Origin of the sequence: Bradyrhizobium sp. AZCC 1610 (genome assembly GCF_036924515.1) — a bacterium.
Classification (GTDB): domain Bacteria; phylum Pseudomonadota; class Alphaproteobacteria; order Rhizobiales; family Xanthobacteraceae; genus Bradyrhizobium.
Genome location: NZ_JAZHRR010000001.1, coordinates 6,271,304 through 6,293,981, shown reverse-complemented (window position 1 = coordinate 6,293,981; position 22,678 = coordinate 6,271,304). Strand labels below are relative to the sequence as shown.

General features: G+C 63.1%; 20 protein-coding genes. 8 read left to right on the top strand and 12 right to left on the bottom strand.

Features of this window, described 5'->3' with window-relative positions; genetic code table 11:
• Positions 1–148: 148 nt before the first annotated feature.
• The 4 genes from tcuB to V1279_RS30955 all read right to left on the bottom strand — a co-directional run bounded on the left by tcuB (position 149) and on the right by V1279_RS30955 (position 4,859).
• Positions 149–1,264 (bottom strand): tricarballylate utilization 4Fe-4S protein TcuB, encoded by a 1,116-nt coding sequence (tcuB, locus tag V1279_RS30970; protein ID WP_334443885.1) that lies wholly within the window; start codon positions 1,262–1,264, stop codon positions 149–151.
• 31 nt (positions 1,265–1,295) lie between these two features.
• Entirely contained in the window at positions 1,296–2,321 is a 1,026-nt protein-coding gene (locus V1279_RS30965; RefSeq protein ID WP_334443883.1) for an esterase, read from the bottom strand.
• Positions 2,322–2,372: 51 nt separating this feature from the next.
• The gene (gene tcuA / locus V1279_RS30960; protein WP_334446641.1) at positions 2,373–3,764 is read right to left on the bottom strand and encodes an FAD-dependent tricarballylate dehydrogenase TcuA; all 1,392 of its coding nucleotides are present in this window, start codon (positions 3,762–3,764) and stop codon (positions 2,373–2,375) included.
• Positions 3,765–3,959: 195 nt separating this feature from the next.
• On the bottom strand, positions 3,960–4,859 hold the full coding sequence (locus V1279_RS30955) for a transcriptional regulator GcvA (protein ID WP_334443881.1): 900 nt from the start codon (positions 4,857–4,859) through the stop codon (positions 3,960–3,962).
• 114 nt (positions 4,860–4,973) lie between these two features.
• On the opposite strand from V1279_RS30955, the gene V1279_RS30950 reads away from it, so the two are divergent.
• Together V1279_RS30950 and V1279_RS30945 are read left to right on the top strand one after the other, a co-directional pair.
• Positions 4,974–5,177, top strand: coding sequence for a DUF1127 domain-containing protein (locus tag V1279_RS30950; RefSeq protein ID WP_334443879.1), 204 nt, complete (start codon positions 4,974–4,976; stop codon positions 5,175–5,177).
• 69 nt (positions 5,178–5,246) lie between these two features.
• Positions 5,247–5,867, top strand: a complete 621-nt coding sequence (locus V1279_RS30945; protein ID WP_334443877.1) for a GNAT family N-acetyltransferase — start codon at positions 5,247–5,249, stop codon at positions 5,865–5,867.
• 43 nt (positions 5,868–5,910) lie between these two features.
• On the opposite strand, the gene V1279_RS30940 is transcribed toward V1279_RS30945, so the two are convergent.
• On the bottom strand, positions 5,911–6,741 hold the full coding sequence (locus V1279_RS30940) for an enoyl-CoA hydratase (RefSeq protein ID WP_334443871.1): 831 nt from the start codon (positions 6,739–6,741) through the stop codon (positions 5,911–5,913).
• A 45-nt stretch (positions 6,742–6,786) separates the two neighbouring features.
• Positions 6,787–7,488 carry an SDR family NAD(P)-dependent oxidoreductase gene (locus V1279_RS30935; RefSeq protein ID WP_334443868.1) on the bottom strand — a complete coding sequence of 234 codons (702 nt, stop codon included), beginning with the start codon at positions 7,486–7,488 and terminating at the stop codon, positions 6,787–6,789.
• A 284-nt stretch (positions 7,489–7,772) separates the two neighbouring features.
• Here V1279_RS30935 and V1279_RS30930 point away from each other — a divergent pair, with 284 nt between their 5' ends.
• Together V1279_RS30930 and V1279_RS30925 are read left to right on the top strand one after the other, a co-directional pair.
• The gene (locus tag V1279_RS30930) at positions 7,773–9,542 is read left to right on the top strand and encodes an acyl-CoA dehydrogenase family protein (RefSeq protein ID WP_334443866.1); all 1,770 of its coding nucleotides are present in this window, start codon (positions 7,773–7,775) and stop codon (positions 9,540–9,542) included.
• 51 nt (positions 9,543–9,593) lie between these two features.
• Positions 9,594–10,682, top strand: coding sequence for a Zn-dependent alcohol dehydrogenase (locus tag V1279_RS30925; RefSeq protein WP_334443863.1), 1,089 nt, complete (start codon positions 9,594–9,596; stop codon positions 10,680–10,682).
• Between the two features lie 115 nt (positions 10,683–10,797).
• On the opposite strand, the gene V1279_RS30920 is transcribed toward V1279_RS30925, so the two are convergent.
• The 6 genes from V1279_RS30920 to V1279_RS30895 all read right to left on the bottom strand — a co-directional run bounded on the left by V1279_RS30920 (position 10,798) and on the right by V1279_RS30895 (position 18,149).
• On the bottom strand, positions 10,798–11,151 hold the full coding sequence (locus tag V1279_RS30920; protein ID WP_334443861.1) for a nuclear transport factor 2 family protein: 354 nt from the start codon (positions 11,149–11,151) through the stop codon (positions 10,798–10,800).
• A gap of 128 nt (positions 11,152–11,279) precedes the next feature.
• The gene (locus V1279_RS30915) at positions 11,280–12,752 is read right to left on the bottom strand and encodes an amidase (protein WP_334443859.1); all 1,473 of its coding nucleotides are present in this window, start codon (positions 12,750–12,752) and stop codon (positions 11,280–11,282) included.
• 97 nt (positions 12,753–12,849) lie between these two features.
• Positions 12,850–13,821, bottom strand: coding sequence for an iron exporter MbfA (gene mbfA, locus V1279_RS30910; protein ID WP_334443857.1), 972 nt, complete (start codon positions 13,819–13,821; stop codon positions 12,850–12,852).
• An 88-nt stretch (positions 13,822–13,909) separates the two neighbouring features.
• Positions 13,910–15,064, bottom strand: coding sequence for an alpha/beta fold hydrolase (locus tag V1279_RS30905; RefSeq protein WP_334443855.1), 1,155 nt, complete (start codon positions 15,062–15,064; stop codon positions 13,910–13,912).
• Between the two features lie 150 nt (positions 15,065–15,214).
• Positions 15,215–16,753 (bottom strand): acyl-CoA synthetase, encoded by a 1,539-nt coding sequence (locus tag V1279_RS30900; RefSeq protein WP_334443853.1) that lies wholly within the window; start codon positions 16,751–16,753, stop codon positions 15,215–15,217.
• 223 nt (positions 16,754–16,976) lie between these two features.
• Positions 16,977–18,149 (bottom strand): acetyl-CoA C-acetyltransferase, encoded by a 1,173-nt coding sequence (locus V1279_RS30895; protein WP_334443850.1) that lies wholly within the window; start codon positions 18,147–18,149, stop codon positions 16,977–16,979.
• Between the two features lie 149 nt (positions 18,150–18,298).
• Between V1279_RS30895 and V1279_RS30890 the strand changes: the two genes are divergently transcribed.
• The 4 genes from V1279_RS30890 to V1279_RS30875 all read left to right on the top strand — a co-directional run bounded on the left by V1279_RS30890 (position 18,299) and on the right by V1279_RS30875 (position 22,674).
• Positions 18,299–18,964, top strand: coding sequence for a TetR family transcriptional regulator (locus tag V1279_RS30890; RefSeq protein ID WP_334443848.1), 666 nt, complete (start codon positions 18,299–18,301; stop codon positions 18,962–18,964).
• An 84-nt stretch (positions 18,965–19,048) separates the two neighbouring features.
• Positions 19,049–19,807 (top strand): SDR family NAD(P)-dependent oxidoreductase, encoded by a 759-nt coding sequence (locus V1279_RS30885; RefSeq protein ID WP_334443846.1) that lies wholly within the window; start codon positions 19,049–19,051, stop codon positions 19,805–19,807.
• Positions 19,808–19,954: 147 nt separating this feature from the next.
• On the top strand, positions 19,955–20,761 hold the full coding sequence (locus V1279_RS30880; RefSeq protein ID WP_334443843.1) for an enoyl-CoA hydratase/isomerase family protein: 807 nt from the start codon (positions 19,955–19,957) through the stop codon (positions 20,759–20,761).
• Positions 20,762–20,802: 41 nt separating this feature from the next.
• Positions 20,803–22,674 carry an AMP-binding protein gene (locus V1279_RS30875; RefSeq protein ID WP_334443840.1) on the top strand — a complete coding sequence of 624 codons (1,872 nt, stop codon included), beginning with the start codon at positions 20,803–20,805 and terminating at the stop codon, positions 22,672–22,674.
• Positions 22,675–22,678 lie beyond the last annotated feature (4 nt).

Sequence of the window (22,678 nt, the reverse complement as noted above, 5' to 3'; positions counted from 1 at the left end):
ATGTCGTAGGATGGGTGGAGCGCAGCGATACCCATCACCACACGCACCGGCATTGATGGGTATCGCTTCGCTCCACCCATCCTACGGGACTCCCTTGCGCAAACGCTTCGCGTTTGTCGCAGGCAATGACGTGGAGAAACCGCCGGCCTTACTCCGGCACCCCATGCCCCATCGCCTTCCGCTCCATCGCATAGCGCACCAGCGCGGTGAAACGATAGATCCCGTGCACGAACTTGCCATAGGGCATGGTGACGAACAGCGCGAACACCACGCCGAGATGCAGCGCCAGCAGCGGACCCATCGCAGCGGTCTCGCGCAACAGCAACAGTGCCATGCCAGTGAGGCTCGTCAGGAACAGCATCACGATGAACGCGATATCCATGCCGTAGCGGGCTTCATCGACCAGCACGGGATCGCGCTTCCGTCGTTCGGCGAGCAAGCCGATCGGCCCGATCAGCAGCCCGATGCCGCCGAGCGTGCCGAGCACTACGGGCAGATCCCACCACGCATACGGCGCCTCGCGCGCCAGCAGATAGTGATAGAGCGTCGCGACGCAGGTCGAGGCGAAACACAGCGCAAAGCCGTAGAAGGTAAAGTGGTGATACAGCCTGCGGCGGTCGGTCGGGCGCTCGTCCTCGTTGAAGCAGCCGACCCCGCCGCCATCGAGATAGCGCAGCTCGCCGGCATCGCGGATCGCTTGCAGCAGCGCGGCCATGTCGGTCTTCATGCCGACGGGCTCGCCGATGTCGCGCCAGAACGCGCGCACGCCCATGATCAGCGCCACGATCGCATAAAGAAACGCCGCGCCGAACAACGCGGCCATCGCGTTGTGCGGCATCAATTTGTAGAACGCGCCGGGGCCGGTGTGCGTACCAAACAACACCTGCCGGTCGTGCAGAGCGGCAAAGCCGAGGATGAACGCGGCAACGCTGAGCGCCGCGATCAGGCTGATAACGAGCCCGTTGCGCGCGAACGCGCCCGCGAAGGCGCGGGGCCACGCATAGGCCGCGTAGGATTCTGCGCGTGCCACTGCCAGCATCTTCGGCACATTGACGTTGAATTCATGCGGCGGCGAGAACTGGCAGTCGGTGTAGCAGGCGCCGCAGGAATGGCAGAGATTGGCGAGGTAGTTGAGGTCGCCGTCGGAAAACGCGCGGCGCATTTCCATCGCCGGAAATACCGCGCACAGCCCTTCGCAATAGCGGCAGGAATTGCAGACCGTCATCAGCCGGTCGGCTTCCTCCAGGATCTTCGTTCCGTGCATGTTGCCTTGCTTTCTCCCTCAAGCGGCCCGGTTACTTCGTCAGCCCCTTGCCTTCGAGCCACTTCTGGATCAGGGCTGCGACCTCGGCATTGTTCTTGTCCATCATCACCATGTGCGAATTGCCCTTGATGCCGGCCTGCGGCAGGTCGACGACATCGACGCTGCCGCCAGCGGCCTTGATGGCGTCCGCAAAGGCGATGCCGTTGGCGCGGATTTTCGGCCAGCGCGAATCCTTCTCGATGTAGTCGCCATAGACGATCAGCGTCGGAATGTTTTTGAGGACATCGACCTTGGCGGGATCGCCGATGCCGGCGGGCTCGATCGCAATCAGCGCCTTGACCTTGTCGGGCCGCGCCTGCGCCACCTTGAAGCCGAAGCTGCCGGCCTGGCTGTGGAACAGGATGATGGACGGACCGACGCGGTCGATCTCGGCGATATAGGCGGCGATGATGGCGTCGTCGGTCGTGGTCCAGCGCGGCACGTTCTGCTTGACGAAATTCTCGTAGCCTTCATTGGGAAACTGGCTGCCGGGCATCAGCTTCCGCTTGGCCGGATCCGGATTGTAGGAGCCGGCGCCGTCGCCGATGCGAAAACGCTCGAACGGGTTGGCGGTCGTGAGAAACACCGGCTCGCTCTTGAAGATATCCGGGTATTGCGCCCAGCCGGCGCGGCCGCGCTCGACTGCGTCGGAATTGTAGACGGCCCAGCCCTTGCGCAGGAAATAGTTCAGCCAGCCCTCACGTCCGTCCGGCGTTGTCTCATACGTGACGCCGGTCAGCCCGCCGCCATGCCACATCAGCAGTGGATAGGCGCCCTTTTCGTTGGCGGGCAGAAAATACTGCACATACATCTGCTCGACCTGATAGGTGCCGTTGGGATCGACTTTTGCAGGTACGCCGCCGGGGGTGAACGTCACCTCCTTGACCGGCTTGCCGGAAATCTCGACCAGCCTTCCGCCAACATGGAACGAGCCCATATCGCGCAACGCGATCGGCTCGGCCGCGTGGGCCAGTGTCGTAGACATCAGAACAGCAGAAACAATCGCTACGCGCATCATCAATCCTCCCTTTGACTCCCTCTCCCCGCAAGCAGGGCGAGGTGCTTCGCGTTAATTTCTCGCATTCTTCGCCGCTTCCCGTCCCGCCACCCGGCCGAACACGCTGCCGATGGTCATGCCGATGCCGGCTGCGTAGCCCTTGCCGAGCACGTTGCCGGCCATGATTTCACCGGCCGCGAACATGTTGGCGGAAGGCTTGCCGTCCCTCATCACCATGCGCGACTGCCTGTTCACGCGGGTGCCGAGATAGGTGAAGGTGATGCCGGGTCGCACCGGATAGGCGAGGTAAGGCGGCGTCTCGATCCTGCGCGCCCAGTGCGTCTTCGGCGGCGTGATGCCTTCGGTGCGGCAATCATCCAGGATGGTGTGATCGAAGGTGCCGGGCTGCACCGCGGCGTTGAATTCGGTGATGGTCTTTTCCAGCGCGGCCGGATCGAGATCGAGCTTGCCGGCCAACTCCGCAATGCTGCCGCCCTCGATCGGCGGAAACAGCGTCGGCATAAAACTGTTGCGAACGGACGCATCGAAGATGATGTAGGCGATCTGGTCCGGCTGCGCGGCCACCAGCCGGCCCCAGATCGCGTAGCGCTTCGGCCAGATGTCCTCGCCCTCGTCGTAGAAGCGCTGGGCGTGCTTGTTGACGACGATGCCGAACACCACCGAGTCGTGCCGCGTGATGATGCCGCCGTCGAATTTCGGCGCGCGGGCATCGATCGCCACCGCATGGCATTGGGTGGGGTCGCCGATGTCCTGCACGCCCTTGTCGAGCAGGATCTTAAGAATGGAGCCGCGGTTATAGGGTGTGCCGCGGATCAGGAAATTGTCGGCCGCATCGCCCCAATACTGCTTCAGCCATTCGATGTTGGCTTCAAATCCGCCGGCGGCTGCCACCAGCGTCAAGGCGCAGATTTCGCTCGTGCCATCGATCGGCTGCTCCAGCGTCGCGGACAGAAACATGCCGTCCTCGATCGCGAGGTCGGTCACTTCAGCATCGTAGACGATCTCGACACCGAGTTTTTCCGCGGTGAGATAAAGCGCATTCAGCATCGCCCTGCCGCCGCCGAGGAAGAACGAGTTGGTGCGGCCAAGGCTCAGCGTGCCGCCGAGCGAGGGCTGCCAGCGCACGCCCTGTTCGACGACCCAGTTCAGGATGTCCTTGGACTCCTTGATCATGAACTTGGCCAGTTCCTCGTCGGTCTGCCCGCCGGTCAGGCGCAACAGATCGTCCCAGAACTCTTCTTCGGTGTAGGGGCCGGTGAGAATCTCGGTCGCAGCATCATGGGCGCAGCGCATGTTGCGGGTGTGGCGGGTATTGCCACCGCGATAGAACTTTGGTGCGCCTTCCAGCACCAGCACGGAGGCACCGGCGCGTCGGGCGCTGATGGCGGCGCACAAAGCGGCGTTGCCGCCGCCGATCACCAGCACATCGAATTTTTTGGTCAGATCGGCCATGCGCTCTTGTTGTCGTTGTTGGCCTGGAAATCAAACCGGCGCCCGGCCAGGCAAATCCATCCACCCCCGCGATTTTCTAGCCTGCTGAAGAGGCCGCGTCACGCTTCTCGTGCTCGAACTTTGTCGATCAGTGCAGCCGCATGCGACGATGTCGCATGCAACTCGCTATGCGGAATATCTGCGATGTCAGGGCTTGCTCTGCACGGATGCGAGCAGCCATTGCCGGAAGGCCGCGAGTTTGGGCGGATCGGTTCTGCCCGCAGGCGAGACCAGATAAAAGCCGGCATCGACCGGAAATGCGATGTTGAAGGGAACGACCAGCCGGCCCTTGGCGATGTCTTCCTGCACATAGGCGGTGCGGCCCATGGCGACGCCGAGGCCGTCGATCGCGGCCTGCACCGTCATGAAGATCAGGTCGAAAGTGACACCCGGCTGTTTCGAAAAATCGGCCGACAGTCCGGCCGCCGTCAGCCACAGCCGCCAGTCGTCGCTGTTGGCGTTGCTGGTATGCAGCAGCACGTGATCCCGGAGGTCCTCGGGGCATTTCAGCGGCTTGTTGCCTTTAAGCAGCGCCGGGCTGCACACCGGGAAGAGCTCGTCCGCCATCAGCCAGTCGGCGCGAACGCCCGGCCATTGGCCGCGGCCGTAGCGGATTCCGGCGTCGACATTGTCGCGCTGGAAGTCGACCAGGTTGGTCGAGGTGGTGATGCGCACGTCGATGCCGGGATGGGCTTCCTGAAATGCAGTCAACCGCGGCAGCAGCCATTTGGCGGCGAGCGAGGCCAGCGTCGAGACCGTCAGCACATGGTCGTCGTCTTTGCGCAGCAGACGGTCGGTCGCAAGCCTGAGATCGTTGAACGCGGCACGGATGCCGGGGAGGTAGTCTTGCCCCTGCTGCGTCAGCGTCAGCGAACGGTTCTGGCGGATGAACAGGCGAACGCCGAGTTCTTCCTCCAGCCGCTTGATCTGATGGCTGATCGCGGTCTGCGTGACATTCAGCTCGGACGCCGCCTGCGTGAAGCTCAAATGCCGCGCCGCGGCCTCGAAGGCGCGCAATCCATTCAGCGACGGCAGCCTGGCGGTCATTCTGCGATCCTCAGATACATGAGTTTATATCATCCGAAACGGTACAAAGTGTCGTTTGTGAAAGCTCAGATAGTGCAGATATTAGCGGCAACAGATTAGCTACAGGAGCTGAAAATGTCCACTTACACGCATGAATCGATGATAAATCATCATGATCCGGGGCTTTTGACCCGGCTCGCCGATACTCTCCATGTCTGGCTGCAGCGCTACCGGTCGCGCCGCGAACTGGCCAGCTGGTCCGAGCGGGAGCTGCACGATATCGGCATCTCCTGGAGCGACGTCGCTTACGAAGCCGACAAACCGTTCTGGCGGGCTTGAATGGCAGCCAGGCTAGCGTCGCCCTATCACGGGGACGCCAGCCGTTCTTTTGCTCCGCGGGAACGACCCATGACCACGATGCGGCTCGACGATCTCAGGCAATATTCCGACGTGCTCCGCGTGCGTAACGGCGAGGTGGTGACCGTGCGCTTCGTCGAGCCGCGCGATGCCGGGGCACTGCAGAACTATTTCCGCTCGCTGACGACGCGCTCCCGCTACAACCGTTTCCTCGGCGCGGCCAGCGAACTGTCGCCGTCCGAACTCGACCGCTTCATTCATGTCGGCGAGGCCGATCGATTCAGCGTGGTCGCGACCACGTTGGTCGATGGCCGCGAGACGATCGTGGGCGAGGCGCGCTACGCCTTCGACAGCGACACGGCCAGCATTGAATTCGGCCTGTCGATCGACGACCGCTGGCAGGGCCACGGCATCGGCAGGGCGCTGTTGAAAAATCTGGAATGCCGGGCTGCTTCATTCGGTGCCGCGCGCCTGTTCGGCGACACGCTGCGCTCCAATGATGCGATGATCGCGCTCGCCCGCAAGGCCGGCTACGCCTTCACCGCTACCCCTGGCGACTGGAAGCTGACGCGCTTCCAGAAGCCAATTCATGTCGAACCGCAGGAAATCCCATGCGCCAGTTGGCGGCTCGCCGCCGCCTCTCCCAGCGCAATGTCCTCGCTTGCGGTCTGACAACTGAGCCCGGTTCTGGCCACGCCAGAACCGGGCTATTTTCTCAATTGCCTGAAAATACCGGCTTGCGCTTGTCGATGAAGGCCTGCACGGCCTCCTTGTGATCGGCGGTGGTGGTCAGGCGGACCAGACGCTCGGCCTCATGGTCGCGTGCGGTGGCGAAGTCGAATTGCAGCGCTTCGTCGAGATTGTCCTTCATGTAGCGCAGCGCCAGCGTCGGCCCTTCGGCCATCGATTTGGCGAGCGCGCAGGCTTCGGCCTGCAGCTTGTCATCAGGCACCACGCGGTTGACGAGGCCGATCGCCTCGCATCTGGCGGCATCGACCTTCTCGGCGGTGAACATCAGTTCGCGCGCCCGCGACGTGCCAACCAGCCGCGTCAGCAGCCAGGCGATGCCATAATCTCCGGAAAGCGCCACGCGGAGATAGCCGGTGGAGACAAACGCCGATTGCGCCGCGATCCGGATGTCGCAGGCCAACGCGATCGCAAGGCCCGCGCCGACCGCGGGGCCGGGCAGCGCCGCAATCGTCGGCTTGCGCACCGAAGCCAGCGCGCCCGTCAACAGACGCTGCCGCTCCTGCAAATCGGCGACCTTCTCGTCATAGGACATCGCGAGCTTTTTGCTGTCGCGATGCGCGCCCATGCCCTTGACGTTGCCGCCGGCGCAGAACGCGGTGCCCGCGCCGGTGAGCAGCAACACGCCGACATCGGGATTCTCGCCGCAGGTCTTGATCATCGCGCGCAGGGCCGGCGTCAGCGCGTCCGACATCGCATTGCGCGCCTCGGGGCGGTTCAGGGTGATGATGGCGACGCGGTCGCGGATCACACACAGCAGTTCGTCGGTGCCGGTATCGATTTTGGTTTCGGTGGTCATGGTTGCCCCAGTTGTTGTTTCGTTATTCCAGTCCGTACGATCATGTCAAAACTTCTCCACCCACGGCCGCAATTCGACCTCCCAGGTCCAGGCGCTGCGCGGCTGCTGCAGTACGTTCCAGTAGCTCAATGCGATGGCGTCGGGATCAAGCATCGAGTCCGGCCTGTCGGCGGGCTCGGCGCGCGCCGCGCTGCGGATGCCGCCGTCGATGACGAAATGCGCGACGTGGATGCCCTGCGGCGACAATTCGCGCGCCATGCTCTGGGCGAGCCCGCGCAGCGCGAACTTGCCCATCGCGAACGGCGCCGATTGCGGATAGCCCTTGACGCTGGCGGAAGCGCCGGTGAACAGGATTGCGCCGTGCCTGTTGGGCAACATGCGTGTGGCCGCCTGCTGCGCCACCAGAAAGCCGCCGAACGCCGAAACGGCAATCGCCTGTGCGACATCTGCCGGAACCAGGTCGGTGAAAGCGCCGCGCGCCCGTCCGCTGGCATTATAGACGACGATATCGGGCGTTCCGATCTCGCGCTCGACCATGCCAAAGAGACGCTCGACTTCCTCGGCTTCGGTCGCATTGCAGGCAAAGGCACGGGCGCCGGTCTCGGTGCAGAGCGCGCCGAGCTTCTCGATCTTGCGCGCGGCGAGCGCAACCTTGATGCCTTCGCGCGCGAACAGCCGCGCCAGCGATGCGCTCAATCCCTCGCCGACGCCGACGATCAGGGCAATCTTGTAGCTGGGAATTTCCATGGGCGCTCTCCAGAGAAGGCCGGGACTGGGTATCTAGGCACGTAATCCCGCCAGGCAACCTGGGGCGGCGGAGATAGGCTCGAGATCGCGCTTATTGGCTGCGTTTCTCAAAATCCGTTGGAGCGGAATGTCCTTGTTGCGGAAATATCCCGGCGCCAATGATGCGATATCCGTCCACCATGGGGTGGTCCTCCAATTATGCTTGTTGACGGCTTGATCGCCTGCGTTATCGGTAGATGACCAATATCTGATGGAACGAACAAGGGCTAAAAATGCAGCCACGCATGCATGATCGCGCGACAGGTTCGGCCAATCAGCCGGGATTGCTCGCGCCTGATACGACGGGAATGAATTTCTACCGGGCCGATCCGGCGCTGACGGATCTGCTGCGGCTGCATCTCCCTGATGCGCTGTTCCGCCATATCGAGCCGCATCTCGATCGCCTCGGCGAAATGGCCGGAGGCTATCTCGACGAATGCGCGCGGCTCGCCGACCGTCACACGCCGGTATTGCATCAGCGCGACAAGTTCGGGCGCGATACCCAGTACATCGAATATCATCCGGCCTACCGCGAGTTGGAGAAGGCCGCGTTCGGTGAGTTTGGCATTCACGCGATGTCGATCCGCAAGGGCATCATGGGCTGGCCGGACAAATACCCTGTTGTGGCCAAGCACGCCTTTACGTTCCTGTTCAATCAGACCGAGTTCGGCATGGGTTGCCCGATCAACGTCACCGACGGCTGCGCAAAACTGCTCAACAATTTCGGCAGCGAGGCGTTGAAGGCGAGATATCTCGACGGCCTGACCCAGACCGACATGAGCAAGCTGACCCAGGGCGGCCAGTTCATGACTGAGAAGGAGGGCGGCTCCGACGTCGGCACGCTGACGACAAGAGCCGTGCAGGAAGGCGAGCACTGGCGGCTCTACGGCGAAAAATGGTTCTGCTCCAATGCCGACGCCAAGGTGGTGATGCTGCTGGCGCGCCCCGAGGGCGCGGGTCCTGGCACGCGTGGCGTCGGGCTGTTCCTGATGCCGCGGTATCTCGACGACGGCTCGCAGAACCACTACCGGATCGTCCGCCTGAAGGACAAGCTCGGCACCCGCTCGATGGCGTCGGGCGAAATCAAGTTCGAGGGCGCGATTGCCTATGCCGTCGGCAAGCTCGACCGCGGCTTCGTGCAGATGGCCGAGATGGTCAATTCGTCGCGGCTCTCCAACGGTGTCAAATCCACCGCGCTGATGCGGCGCGCGCACCATGATGCGATGACGGTGGCGCGAAACCGCGTGGTGTTCGGCAGCCGCATCATCGACCTGCCGCTGGCGCGGCGGCAATTGACGAAGATCATGCTGCCGACCGAGCAGGCGCTGTCGATGAGCTTCCTCACCGCAGATGCGCTGGACCGCGCCGAGGCCGGCAGCCAGGACGCCGCCGCGTTGCTGCGCATCCTGACGCCGACGCTGAAATTCCGCGCGACGCGTGACGCGCGAAAAGTCTGCGGCGATGCGTTGGAGATGCGCGGCGGGATCGGCTACATCGAGGAATTTGCAACCAGCAGGCTGCTGCGCGACGCCCATCTCGGCTCGATCTGGGAAGGCACCGGTAATATTGTGGCCATAGATGCGCTAACGCGCGCGGTCGGCCGTCACGGCGCCGATGCGGCGTTGGCAGCGGACCTGCACGCCCGTCTCGACGACAGCGCCAATGTGCCGCAGGCCTGGCGCAATCGTCTGCGGGAATTGACCGATCGCGCCGTCGGATTCGCGCGCGAAGTGGCCAGCCGGAGCGACAACGAGGGCGATGCGCGACGCGCCACCAGCCTGCTCTATCATGTCGCCAGTGCGGTCGCGCTGGCCTGGGAGGGCGGACGCATCCACGAGATGCGCGGCGACGCCCGGCGGCTGTTGCTGTCGCGGATGGTGATCGACCATCGCGTCTCGGCGGTCGACCCGTTCCGGCTTGCGGAAAATGCGACCCAGCGTGCCATCACCGATCAGTTGCTCGGTGAGCGCAGCGTCGGCATGGCCGAGGTTGGCGAATTGCTCGTCGCAGCGTAGGCTGGCTTCAGTTCTGGTTCAAAAATAACAGAAATTGAAGGGGAAGCACCGATGAAGGCCGCCGTCCTGCATGAAGTCAACAAGCCGTTGGTGATCGAGGATGTCAGCGTGCCGAATCCCGGCCCGCGCGAAGTCCTGATCCGCACGCGCGTCGCCGGCCTCTGCCATTCCGATTTGCATTTCATGGAAGGGCTCTACCCGCATCCGCTGCCGGCCGTGCTCGGCCATGAATCGGCCGGCGTGGTCGAGAAGGTCGGTTCCGACGTCACCTATGTAAAACCCGGCGATCACGTCGTGACCTGCCTGTCGGTGTTCTGCGGCACCTGCGACAACTGCGCCACCGGCCGCACGGTGCTCTGCACCGACACCACCGTGAAGATGCTGCCCGGCCAGTCCAACCGGCTGTCCTGGGCGCGTGAGGAGAAGCTCCATCAGTTCCTCAACCTCTCGTCCTTCGCCGAGCAGATGCTGGTGCACGAAAATGCCATCGTCAAAATCCGCAAGGACATGCCGCTGGAGCTGGCGGCGCTGATCGGCTGCGGCGTGATCACCGGCTACGGCGCGGTGGTGAACACGGCCAAGGTTCAGGCCGGCGAAACCGTCGCGGTGATCGGCTGCGGCGGCGTCGGCATGGCGGCGATCAATGGGGCTGCGATCGCAGGCGCCGGCCGCATCATCGCGATCGATACCAACCCGGCCAAGCTGCAGTTGGCCAGCAAGCTCGGCGCCACCGACATCGTCGACCCTGCGAGGGGCGACGTGGTGCAGCAGGTGCGCGAACTCACCGGTGGCGGCGTGCATCACTCCTTCGAGGTGCTGGGCCGCAAGGAAACCGCAGAGCAGTCCTTTGCGATGCTGGCGGCGGGCGGCACCGCGACCATCGTCGGCATGATCCCGTTCGGCCAGAAGATCGAACTGCACGGCTTCGATTTCCTGCGCGAGCGCCGGATCCAGGGCTCGTCGATGGGCTCCAATCATTTCCGCGTCGACATGCCCCGCCTCGTCGAATTCTACATGCGCGGCAAGCTGCACCTGGAGGACTGGATCTCGGCCAAGCTGAAGCTCTCCGAAATCAACGAGGGCTTTGCCAGCATGAAGGCCGGCAAAACGCTGCGCAGCGTGATCATGTTCGATACGTGAGATAGATCGAGCTCGTCATGCCCGGGCTTGACCCGGGCATCCATCGATCTTCACAAGAAGCCTTCCTTCGAAGCGGATGGATTGCCGGGTCAAGCCCGGCAATGACGGCTTTGACTTATCGCGACACGTGCGCGGACACCGCGAGCCACTTGCCGTTCTGTTTCGCCCAGCAATCGGTGTAACGGCCATGAGCCTGGTGGCCGTCAGCCGTCGTATAGCTCGTAGCGGCGTGGATGATGGCGAAGTCGCCCAGCACGCGGATTTTGACGTCGTGGGTCGTCAGGTTCCTGATCGTTACCGGCACCGCCGTCTGTTTCAGAAACGCTGCTCGGTCGACCAAGGTCTTGTCGGGATTCGAGCAATAGAAATCTGGCGCCAGAATCTCGTCGAAACGTTTGACGTCGCAATTCTGCACGGAGGCGACGTAGTCGCGGTTGAGCGCAGTTAGCTCTTCGACATCCTTGCTCATGACTTCCCCTTCAGTCTTTGCGTTTCGCGTCGCTGCGAGACGCGGGCGGCGAAGCAATCCGGCTTCCTGAGATGATTATGGATCGCTTCGCGCCGCACGCAATAACGTTGCAGGTAAGTTTTCGCCCCTCAATCATCAAACATAGGCGGCGGCTTGAAGCCGCCGAATTCGCGCTCGATCAGTTCCGCCAGCTTTAGCGGCGTGCGGTCCTCCAGCCAGGGCCCGACGATCTGCACGCCGACCGGCAACCCATCCGGCGAAAAGCCGGTCGGGATCGCGGTGGAGGGCAGGCCGGGCAAGGTGGCGATGCCGGGCCAGGAGAGCTGATCGGGATAGACGTAATCCTTGCCGTCGATCTTGATGCGGCGCTTCTCCTGGTCGTCGGAATGGTCGTGCGGATAGGCCGGCGTCGGCATGATCGGGCAGATCACGGCGTCATAGGTCTTGAACAGTTCGCGCCATTGCGCGCGCAGCCGCCCGCGCGCGACATCGTCCATCAGCCAGTTGCGGTGGCTTTGCGTCATGCCGCGCAGGCGTTCGGCGCGGAGGCTCAGGTCGCTCGCCGGCAGCGCGGCGAGGGCGGCCTCCGCACCGGCATGGGCTTCCGGCGGGAAGGAGGCGCCGAGGAACGCCATCAGCATCCGCATGTAGAGCCGGGATGTTTCGGCAAAGTCCGGCAGCAGCGGGCTGTTGCGTTCGACCATGGCGCCAACCTTTTCGAGATTGGAGACGAGGTTGCCGATCGTGCCACGCACCACGTTGTCGGTCGGCATCACCGGGTCGGTATCGATCACCAGCACGCGAAAGTCCTTCAGCGCGCCGTGACGCGACGGCGGCAGTGCGAGCTTGTAGCCCTTGCCGGCCTCCAGTGGATCGGGGCCTGCGATGGTGTCGAGCAGCAGCGAAAGATCGGCGGCGCTGCGCGCCATTGGTCCAATCACGGCAAGGTCGCGGTCAAGCGGCAACGGTTGGAATGGCGGCGGGGTATGGCCGCGGCCGGGGACCAGCCCAAACGTCGGCTTGTGCGCATAGACGCCGCAGTGAAATGCGGGCACGCGCAGCGATCCGCCGATATCTGAGCCGAGCGACAGCGGCCCGTAGCCCGCGGCGAGCGCCGCCGACGATCCGCCGGAAGAGCCGCCCGGCGTGCGGCCGAGATCGAACGGGTTGTTGGTGGTGCCGTAAATCTCGTTGTAGCTTTGCCAGTCGCCGAGCCCGAGCGGCACGTTGGTCTTGCCAAGGATCACGCCGCCGGCGTCCTTGGCGCGCGTGATCGAGAGTGCGTCCTCGGTCGGCGTAAAATCCTTCTGCGCCGGAATGCCCCATGTCGTCGGCAATCCTGCGATGTTGTAGGATTCTTTCACCGTCACGGGGAGACCGAGCAGCGGCTTCTTCACGCCGCGTGCCAGTTCGGCGTCGGCGCCGCGGGCGGCGGCAAGGCCGCGCTCGAAATCGCGAACGCAAATCGCATTGATCTTCGCGTCGTGCCGTTCGATGCGGCCGATCGCGTCCTCGGCCAATTCGACGGCTGAAACTTTTTTGGCAGCGAGGGCCGCCGACAATTCGACGGCGGTCTTGAAACTCCATTGCGATTTGGCCAAGGCGCGCTCCCGGTCTGTTGTTTTCGATGAAGGCCACAGATGATGCTCAGTTTATGCAGGGGTCGCAAGACGGATGCTTGACAGCAATTGCTGATAGCTACGCCCCGCCGATCAGTATCCCGACCGCGAGCACGATGCCGCCGCCGAGCACGATCTGGAACGCCGCCTGCAGGAATGGCGTGTCCATGTATCGCGCGCGGATAAAGGCGATCGCCCATAGTTCGAAGAACACCACGACACAGGCGATGGCGGTTGCGATCCAGAACGCGTTCGCCCAGGAATCCGGTACCAGATAGGGAAGCGTGTGGCCGACGCCGCCGAGTGCCGTCATTAATCCGCAAGTGACGCCGCGCAGCCATGGCGAACCACGCCCCGTCAGCGAGCCATCGTCGGACAAGGCTTCGGCAAAGCCCATGCTGATGCCGGCGCCGATCGAGGCGGCGAGTCCGACCAGAAACGTCGGCCAGTTCTGATGGGTGGCAAACGCCGCGGCGAACAGCGGGGCGAGCGTCGAGACCGAGCCGTCCATCAACCCGGCGAGTCCCGGCTGCACATATTGCAGCACGAACACGCGCCGGCGCGTCTTGTCTTCTTCCGCGCGAACGTCCGGACTGAGGATCTGGTCGGTCAACTTGGCGGCTAGGCTCTCGTGGCCTTTCTCCGCGTCGGCAAGATCGCCGAGCAAGCGGCGGACGTCGACATCCTGGCTCTGCTCGGCGGCCTTGATGTAGAAGCGCTCGGCCTCGAACTCCATCGTCTCGGCTTCCTTGCGGATGATGTCGAGCGATAGGTTCCTGGTCAGCCAGACCGGGCGGCGGCGCAAAAACCCTTTGACGTTATCGCGCCGGATCGGCGGCAGGTGCTTGCCGAAGCGCTCCTCGTACAACTCCAGCAGCCGGTGGCGGTGGCCTCGCTCCTCCTCGGCCATCTCCTCGAACACCTTGGCCGAGTCCGGATAGCGATCGGCGAGATCTTCAGCGAAACTCATGTAGATCCGGCTGTCTTCCTCCTCGGAAGAGATCGCAACAGCCAGCACTTCGCGCTCGGTCAGATCGGCGAAATTCTTCACGGGACAGCGCCTTTTTCTTACTTTAGAATTATTCTAATATTGGCTGTCGCCGCGGTCAATTGTTGGGCGTGGCCTGGTTCACCTTCGTCTATGCGCTCGCCGTCGCCCCTCGCAAGAATTGCACCAGCAACCAGCTCACCTCGTTAGCCTTTTCCTGCTGCACCCAGTGGCCCGCGCCATCGACGAGATGGCAGCCGATCATGCGCGTGCAGGCCTTCGACTGCATGGCCTCGTACACGCCGGGGCGTTGATAGGTGCCCCAGTCCTGCTTGCCCGAGATGAAGGCAGAGCGCACGTCGATGGTGCGGCCCGACCAGGTCTGCAGTTCGGGCAAGAACACGCTCGAGGTGCCGCAGCGATACCATTGCAGGCCGCCCTGAAATCCGGTGCGGGCATATTCGGCGCTATAGAAGGCAAGCTCGCTGTCAGGAAGCCATTTGTTGGCGGTGATTTCGGCGGACGATGGCATTTCCTTCGCGACGGTCGCGGCCATGTCATTGGCAAGGTCCATTACATAATAGGTCGGCAGTTTTGCGATTTCGTCCGCCGTCCATGATTTGAGCGGATAGGGCCGGTTGTCTTTCCAGTCCGCGCTCTTGTGATGGTAGTAGGCGCGCAGGAAATCATGCACGCCCTGTGGCGCCTGGTGCATGTCGTCGTTCGCCTCGCGCGTCGAATAGTACCATTGGTAGTGCTTGCGCGGCCGCGGCAGCGCGGCGAGGTCGCGATGAAGGGGATCTTCTGTTGCGGGTTTGACCGGACCGTCCACGGTGTTGAAGGGCAGCGACGGTGGACCGGCGAACGGCGCGCTCATCATGACGACCGAGCGAAACACGTCGGGCCGGATCAGCGCGCACCAGGCCGCGACCGACGAGCCGAAGTCATGCCCGATGACAGCGTCGACGCTGCGATAGCCGAACGCCGACACCAGCCCGAGTGCGTCGCGCACCAGATTGGTGAGCCGGAACGAGGCGAGATCGCCGTCGTAGTCCGGATCCCATCCGGTGGTGCGGCCATAGCCGCGCTGGTCCGGCGCAATCACGTGATAGCCGGCCGCTGCGAGAACCGGCATCACCTTGCGCCAGCTATAGGCCAGTTCGGGAAAGCCGTGCAGCAGCAGCACGCTGGGGCGACCGCGCGTCTCGAAGCCGGCTTCCAGCACGTGCATGCGCAGGCCGTTGATGCCGTCGACGTAGCGGGAGCGGATGGAGGAGGGGAGCGGGATCTCGGGGAGGGTGGTCATTGTGTTTCCTCGTCATGGCCGGACTTGTTCCGGCCATCCACGTCTCTTTGCCGTCAGACTCTAAAGACGTGGATGCCCGGGACAAGCCCGGGCTTGACGGAAATGCGCAACGTTCTTCACCCGCCCCCTCCAGGGGCGGGTGAACAAGCGCTACGGCTTCGCCACCTTCGGCCAGTACCTGTCGCGCAGATGGCGCTTCACGAGCTTGCCGGTCGGCGTGCGCGGCAATTCAGCCTCGAAGTCGATGCTCTTCGGGCATTTGATCGGCGACAGATGCTTGCGGCAGAACACGATCAGTTCGGCCTCGAGCTCTTTCCCGGCCCTGGACATGTCGTGCGGTTGCACCACGGCCTTGACCTCTTCGCCCATCTCCTCGTTCGGCACGCCGAACACCGCGACGTCGGAGACGGCGGGATGGGTGATCAGGATGTCCTCGGTCTCCTGCGGGTAGATGTTCACCCCGCCGGAAATGATCATGTAGCTCTTGCGGTCGGTGAGATAGAGAAAACCTTCCGCGTCGAGATAGCCGACGTCGCCGAGCGTCGACCAGCCCTTTTCGTTGTAGGCCTTCTTCGTCTTCTCGGGATCGTTGTGATAGGTGAAAACAGGCGCGTCGGCGAAATAGACCGTGCCGATCTCGCCCACGGGACGCTCCGCGTCGTTCTCGTCGAGAATTTTCACCTTACCGACCACCGCGCGGCCGACGGTGCCGCGATGGGTCAGCCATTGCTGGGAGGTCGAGACGGTGACGCCGTTGCCTTCGGAGCCGGCGTAATACTCGATCAGGATCGGTCCCCACCACTCGATCATTTTTGCTTTCACGTCGACCGGGCAGGGGGCCGCGGCGTGGATGGCGCCTTTCAACGAGGAGACATTATAGCGCGTGCGCACTTCATCGGGCAGCTTCAGCATGCGCACGAACATGGTCGGCACCAGCTGCGACTGGGTGACCTTGTATTTCTCGACCAGCTTCAGGAAATCTTCGGCGTCGAAATGCTCCATGATGATGGAGGTGCCGCCGAGCGTGATCGCCATCATGTTGAAGCGCAAGGGAGCTGCGTGATAGAGCGGCGCCGGCGACAGATAGATGCTGTCGGACGACATGCCGCACATGTCGGCGCAGAGAGTTTTCAGGAGCGGGTTCGGCACGTCGATCGCCTTGCCTTCGAACTCCTTTTTGATGCCTTTGGGCCGCCCGGTGGTGCCCGACGAATACAGCATGTCGTAGCCCGCCACTTCATCCGCAATCGGCGTGGCCGGCTGCGCGGCGGCTTCCTTGTCAAAGGAACGGAAGCCCGGCTCGGGCTCGTCCATCATGTAGAGCAGCGGGCCATCAGGCTGGCCGACAAGGCCCCTGACCTGTTCGGCGCATTTCGGCGTGGTGATGAAGACCTCTGCGCCGCAGTCCCTGACGATGTAGGCGATCTCGTCCTGCGTCAGATAGCGGCTGATTGCAGTGTAATAGAGACCTGCGCGCTGCGCCGCCCAGCAGATTTCCATGAAGGCGAGGCGGTTTTCCATCAACAGCGCGATGTGGTCGCCGGCCTTCAGCCCAAGCGAGCGGAACAGTTGCGCGCCCTGGTTCGAAAGCTCGTCGAGTTCGCGATAGGTGATCGACTTGCCGGTCCCGGCCATCTGGTAGGCGATCTTGTTCGGATAGGTGCGGGCGTGGACGGAGGGGTGGGTCATGGGTGTTTCCTCGGGTGATGCGTCGCCCCTGCCTTGTGCGCAATTGCGCACTTGGCGCAGGGGCCCATAACCACAGTTTTGATTGGTTGAAGGGAGCCGGAGCTACAGCTCAGCATAACCACAACACCCGTGGTTATGGGTCCCGGCTCCTGATGCGCAATTGCGCATAAGGGCCGGGACGACACTTTTTGTGGTGGACGCTTCTTACGTCCTGCAGCGGCTCTTAAAGCCGCTCCACGATCGTCACGTTCGCCATGCCGCCGCCTTCGCACATGGTCTGCAGGCCGTAACGCTTGTTGTTCTGCTTGAGGGCGTTGACCAGCGTGGTCATCAGCTTGGTGCCGGAGCCGCCGAGCGGATGGCCGAGCGCGATCGCGCCGCCATTGACATTGAGCCTTTCCGGATCGGCGCCTGTCGTCTTCAGCCACGCCACCGGCACGGCGGCGAAGGCCTCGTTGACCTCGAACAGGTCGATATCGTTGATCGACATGCCGGCCTTCTCCAACGCCCGCTTGGTGGCGTGCAGCGGGGCATCCAGCATGATCACGGGATCGCCGCCCATCATGGTCATGTGATGGATGCGCGCCAGCGGCTTGACGCCGAGTGACTTAAGGCCGCGTTCGTTGACCACCAGGACGCCGGAGGCGCCGTCGCAGATCTGGCTGGCGCTGGCGGCGGTGTGCTTGCCGTTCTCGGCGATCAGCTTGACGCCCTTGATGCCGTCGAGGCTGGCGTCGAAGCGGATGCCCTCGTCGATATGATGGGTATCGGTCGAGTTGTCAGCGCGGGTAATCTGCAGCGGAACGATTTCGTCCTTGAATTTTCCGGCTTGCGTCGCAGCGATCGCGCGCTGGTGGCTGTTGTAGGAGTATTCGTCGAGCTGGTCCTTGGAGAGCCCATACTTCTCAGCCATCATTTCCGCGCCGGTAAACTGGCTGAACACGATGTTCGGATATTTCGCCTCGAGGCCCGGACTCTTGTAATGGCCAAAGCCGTTCTTGGCGGGGAGCTGTGAGGCGAGGCCCATCGGGACGCGCGTCATCGATTCCACGCCGGCAGCGATCACGATGTCCATCGAGCCGGCCATCACGGCCTGCGCCGCGAAGTGCAGCGCCTGCTGCGACGAGCCGCACTGGCGGTCAACGGAGGTGGCGGGCACGCTCTCGGGAAGTTTCGAGGCCATCACCGCGTTGCGGGCTATGTTGTTGGACTGCTCGCCGGCCTGCATCACGCAGCCCATGATGACGTCCTCGATCTGGGCGGGATCGACCTTGGTGCGATCGACCAGCGTATCAAGCACGGAAGCGGCGAGATCGGCCGGGTGCCAGCCTGCGAGACGTCCGCCCTTGCGGCCACCTGCGGTACGCGCGGCGGCGACGATATAGGCCTCGGCCATGTCTGTTCTCCCTTGGATTGTTATGGATGGCGTTTGATGGATTGGCCGGATTTAAGGGGCGCGGCGGGATTTAGTCAATCAATCAATTAACTCTTGAGTGCAGCCGCGGCATGCGCTTATGTGCAGCCCGGATTTCCGGCAGGCAGGGAATGGGATCACCGTTGAATACCAGCGTACCGACCAGGCTTCCGGGCGGTAAAAACACCACCGCCGAGAAGCTGCTTGTCGCGGCGAGCGAGCTGATGATCGAGCGCGCCTCGATCGAGGTGTCGCTGTCCGACATCGCGCAGAAGTCGGGCGTCAACGCGGCGCTGGTGAAATACCATTTCGGCAACAAGGACGGGCTGTTGCTGGCGCTTTTGGCGCGCGACGCCGCGACCGAGATGTCGCAGCTCGAATACCTCATCAGCCAGCCGATTTCGCCGACGGCAAAACTGCGCCTGCATATCGGCGGCATCATCCGTGCCTATCACCAGTTCCCCTATATGAACCGGTTGATTCATTACCTCCTGCACGAGAGCAGCGCGGAAGCCGCCGACGAGGTATCGAAGTTTTTTGTAGCCCCCTTGCTGGAATTTCATCGCCGGCTGCTTGCGGAAGGGGTCAAGACCGGCGAGTTCCGCAACATCGATCCGGTGCTGTTCTACACCAGCCTGATCGGTGCCTGCGACCACCTGTTCTTCGGCCGCCACGCGATGTCCCGCGCGACCGGCGTTGGTCCCGTCACCGATGAAGTCTGCCGCGAATACATCAAGCATATGGAAGCGCTGATCTGCGGCGGAATGTTGAATGGGCAAATGGTGAGTAGCGAATAGCGAATGGTCATCTGCGCCATTCGCTACTCCCTATTCGCTATTCGCCGATCTAGAGAAGAAAACACCCAAGGAAAGGTCCTAAAGATGCAGTTGCAAGACGTAGCCGTTCTCATCACCGGCGGTGGCTCCGGCCTCGGCGCCGCGACCGCCCGCGCCATGGCCGCCAAGGGCGCGAAAATCGGCGTGATCGACCAGAACAAGGAAAACGCCGAAAAGGTCGCCACCGAAGTGAAGGGCGTCGCCCTGCACGCCGACGTCACCGACGAAGAGGCGATCAAGGCGGCGATTGCCAAGGCCGAAGCCGCGCATGGCATCGCCCGCGTGCTGATGAACTGCGCCGGCATCGGCGGATCGCAGCGCACCGTCGGTAAGGACGGTGTCTATCCGCTGGCGAAGTTCGTTCGCATCATCAATGTCAATCTGATCGGCACCTTCAACGTGCTCCGCCTGTTCGCCGAGCGGCTCGCCACTGCGCCGCCGGTCGGCGAGGAGCGCGGCGTCGCCATCAACACCGCTTCCGTCGCGGCCTATGAAGGCCAGATCGGCCAGATCGCCTATTCGGCCTCGAAGGGCGGCGTCGTCGGCCTCACGCTGCCGGCCGCCCGCGATCTCGCCAGCCTCAAGATCCGTGTCAACACCATCGCGCCCGGCCTGTTCCTGACGCCGCTCTTGATGGGTCTGAACGAAGAGGCCCGCAAGAGCTTGGGGGCTCAGGTGCCGCATCCGGCCCGCCTCGGCGATGCTTCGGAGTACGGCGCGCTTGCGGTTCACATCGTCGAGAACCCGATGCTGAACGGCGAGACCATTCGTCTCGACGGCGCGATCCGCATGGCGCCAAGGTAGCGTCCGCTCTGTCGTCCCCGCGAAAGCGGGGACCCATACTCCGCGGCGTCTCTGTGAGGCAAGGTAGCCGACGCCGTGCGTAACAACAAAGGCCTGTGGTTATGGGTCCCGGCTCAAGGCCGGGACGACGATGGATGGGAGCGCCTCGTGACTCAACCGCTGCGGATCGAACATCATGACGGCGTCGATTGGGTCACGCTCAATCGCCCGGACAGTCTCAACGCGCTCGATCCGAGCCTGATCGACGCGCTCAATGCCTATTTCGAAAGCCTGCAGCGTAACCGCTCGACCCGCGTCGTGGTGCTGAGGGGCGCCGGCGCGGCGTTCTGCGCCGGGCTTGACCTGAAGCATGCGATGCAGCGCCGCGCCGGCCAGCAGGAGCCGCCCGGCGTGACCGAGTCTTTGGATTCTCAGCGCCGCATTGCCGACATTGTGATGCTGATGCGGCGCTGTCCGCAGCCGATCATTGCGCTGATCCAGGGCGCAGCCGCCGGTGGCGGCTTTGCGCTGGCGCTCGCCGCCGACATCCGCATCGCGACCAGATCCGCGCGGATGAATTGCGCCTTCATCAAGCTCGGTCTCGGCGGCTGCGACATCGGCACCTCCTATTTCCTGCCGCGTCTGGTCGGCGTCTCGGTCGCCTCCGAATTGATTCTTACCGGTCGCTTCATCGGCGCCGAACGCGCGCTTGCGGTGGGGCTTGTCTCCGAAGTCGTCGAGGAAGGCGGCCTTGACGCAGCGGCCGAGCCCTATGTCGACGCGATGATGACGGCTTCGCCGGTGGGACTGCGGCTATCAAAGGAATGCCTCAACATGAGCGTCGATGCCGGCTCGATCGAGGCCGTGATCGCGATGGAAGATCGCAATCAAGTGTTGTGCAGCCGCTCGGAAGATTTCAACGAAGGCATCAGGGCCTTTCTCGAAAAGCGAAAGCCTGTCTATATCAAGCGATGACGACAAGATCCGCAAAGGACAAGAATTCCGGGAGACGCAATATGAGTGGGAGTGCTGCCGCAGTGTTGACCAGGCCGGCCTTTCGCAAGATCGAATGGCTGGCGCGCGACATCGCGGTCGAGCGTCGTCCGGATGGCGTCATCATCCTGAAATCGCGCATTCCGCTGCAGCCTTACGAGAAGCATATTCCGGCTTCGCTCGCGAAATGGGCCAAGCAGGCGCCTGAGCGCATCTGGCTGGCGCAGCGCGGCGGCGCCGATCGGCAATGGCGCAAAGTCTCTTACGGCGAAGCCAAGCGCATTGTCGATGGCTTGACGCAGGGTCTTCTCAACCTCGGCCTTACCGAAGGCCGCCCCGTTGCGATCCTGTCGGGCAATTCGATCGAGCACGCGCTGATGACGCAGGCCGCGATGCAGGCGCGGCTGCCGGCCGCGCCGGTGTCGCCGGCCTATTCGCTGATGAGCCAGGATCATCTCAAGCTCAAATACCTCTTCGACCTGATCAAGCCTGCGGTCGTGATGGTGCAGGACGGGCCGACCTTCGAGAAGGCGCTCAGGGCGATCGACCTAACCGGCGTCACCGTCGTGCATGTGTTGCGGCCCTGCGAAGGCATCAAGAGCGTATCCTTTGCCGATCTCGCGGCAACGCCGGTGACAAGCGCGGTCGAGGACTCGGTTTCGAAAATTACGCCAAAAACCGTCGGCAAGCTGCTGTTCACCTCGGGCTCGACCGGGATGCCCAAGGCCGTCATCAACACGCAGGAGATGATGTGCGCCAATGCGGCGATGATGATGCAGGTGCGCCCGCGCGATCCGAACGGGCCGCTCGCGACGGTGCTGGACTGGATGCCGTGGAATCACACCATGGGCGGCAATGCCGCATTCCATCCGATCCTGGTCGATGGCGGCACGCTGTATATCGACGACGGCCGACCGATGCCCGGCCAGTTCGACGAGACGATCCGTAATCTGCGCGAAGTGTCTCCGACCTATTATGCCAACGTGCCCGCCGGTTACGCGGCGCTTGCGGCTGCGATGGAAAAGGACGATGCGCTGTGCCGCAGCTTCTTCAGAAATCTAAGCATCATGGCCTACGGCGGCGCGCGGCTGCCTGATGATCTCTACGACCGCATGCAGGCGCTGGCGGTGAAGACCTCCGGCGAGCGCATCGTGTTCTACACCGGCTGGGGCTCGACCGAGACCGCGCCGACCTCGACTGGCACCTATTGGGACACTGAGCGTGTCGGCTTGATCGGCCTGCCGTTCCCCGGCGTCGAACTGAAGCTGGTGCCGTGCGGCTCGAAATACGAACTGCGCCTGCGCGGTATCAACGTCACGCCCGGCTATTTCGGCCAACCCGATTTGACGAAGAAGATGTTCGACGAGGAAGGTTTCTACTGCATCGGCGATGCCGGCGTCTTCGTCGATGAAAACGATCCGCTGCAGGGCATCATCTTCGCCGGTCGCGTGGTCGAGGATTTCAAGCTGACGACCGGCACCTTCGTCCATGTCGGCTCGCTGCGCACCGATGCGATCGCAGCCGCCACGCCTGTCGTGCACGACGCCCTGGTCACGGGGCAGGATCGTCCGTTCATCGGATTGCTCGCCTGGCCCAATCTGCATGCCTGCCGGCAGATGACAGGCAATCCCGATGCGACGTTTGAAGACGTGGTCAGGCATTCCGAAGTGATCGCCTGCCTGAAGCGCGGGCTGGAGGCGCACAACGCGTCCACCACCGGCAGCAGCATGCGGATCGCGCGGGCCATGCTGATGGCTGAGCCGCCCTCGATCGACGGCAACGAACTCACCGACAAGGGCTACATCAACCAGCGCGCCGGCCTCGAGCGCCGCGCCGCGCTGGTGGAGAAGCTTTACGCCGATCAGCCGGAAGAGGACGTGATCATTTTGAACTGACCGT

Excerpts from the sequence above, each read along its gene's own strand:
- V1279_RS30950 (WP_334443879.1), top strand. The coding sequence starts at position 4,974 with ATGTCCACTTACACGCATGAATCGATGATAAATCATCATGATCCGGGG.
- V1279_RS30875 (WP_334443840.1), top strand. The coding sequence starts at position 20,803 with ATGAGTGGGAGTGCTGCCGCAGTGTTGACCAGGCCGGCCTTTCGCAAG.
- V1279_RS30955 (WP_334443881.1), bottom strand. The coding sequence starts at position 4,859 with ATGACCGCCAGGCTGCCGTCGCTGAATGGATTGCGCGCCTTCGAGGCC.
- V1279_RS30920 (WP_334443861.1), bottom strand. The coding sequence starts at position 11,151 with ATGAGCAAGGATGTCGAAGAGCTAACTGCGCTCAACCGCGACTACGTC.
- V1279_RS30945 (WP_334443877.1), top strand. The coding sequence starts at position 5,247 with ATGACCACGATGCGGCTCGACGATCTCAGGCAATATTCCGACGTGCTC.
- V1279_RS30895 (WP_334443850.1), bottom strand. The coding sequence starts at position 18,149 with ATGGCCGAGGCCTATATCGTCGCCGCCGCGCGTACCGCAGGTGGCCGC.
- V1279_RS30900 (WP_334443853.1), bottom strand. The coding sequence starts at position 16,753 with ATGACCCACCCCTCCGTCCACGCCCGCACCTATCCGAACAAGATCGCC.
- V1279_RS30925 (WP_334443863.1), top strand. The coding sequence starts at position 9,594 with ATGAAGGCCGCCGTCCTGCATGAAGTCAACAAGCCGTTGGTGATCGAG.
- V1279_RS30935 (WP_334443868.1), bottom strand. The coding sequence starts at position 7,488 with ATGGAAATTCCCAGCTACAAGATTGCCCTGATCGTCGGCGTCGGCGAG.
- tcuB (WP_334443885.1), bottom strand. The coding sequence starts at position 1,264 with ATGCACGGAACGAAGATCCTGGAGGAAGCCGACCGGCTGATGACGGTC.
- V1279_RS30890 (WP_334443848.1), top strand. The coding sequence starts at position 18,299 with ATGGGATCACCGTTGAATACCAGCGTACCGACCAGGCTTCCGGGCGGT.
- V1279_RS30965 (WP_334443883.1), bottom strand. The coding sequence starts at position 2,321 with ATGATGCGCGTAGCGATTGTTTCTGCTGTTCTGATGTCTACGACACTG.
- V1279_RS30905 (WP_334443855.1), bottom strand. The coding sequence starts at position 15,064 with ATGACCACCCTCCCCGAGATCCCGCTCCCCTCCTCCATCCGCTCCCGC.
- V1279_RS30940 (WP_334443871.1), bottom strand. The coding sequence starts at position 6,741 with ATGACCACCGAAACCAAAATCGATACCGGCACCGACGAACTGCTGTGT.
- V1279_RS30930 (WP_334443866.1), top strand. The coding sequence starts at position 7,773 with ATGCATGATCGCGCGACAGGTTCGGCCAATCAGCCGGGATTGCTCGCG.
- V1279_RS30885 (WP_334443846.1), top strand. The coding sequence starts at position 19,049 with ATGCAGTTGCAAGACGTAGCCGTTCTCATCACCGGCGGTGGCTCCGGC.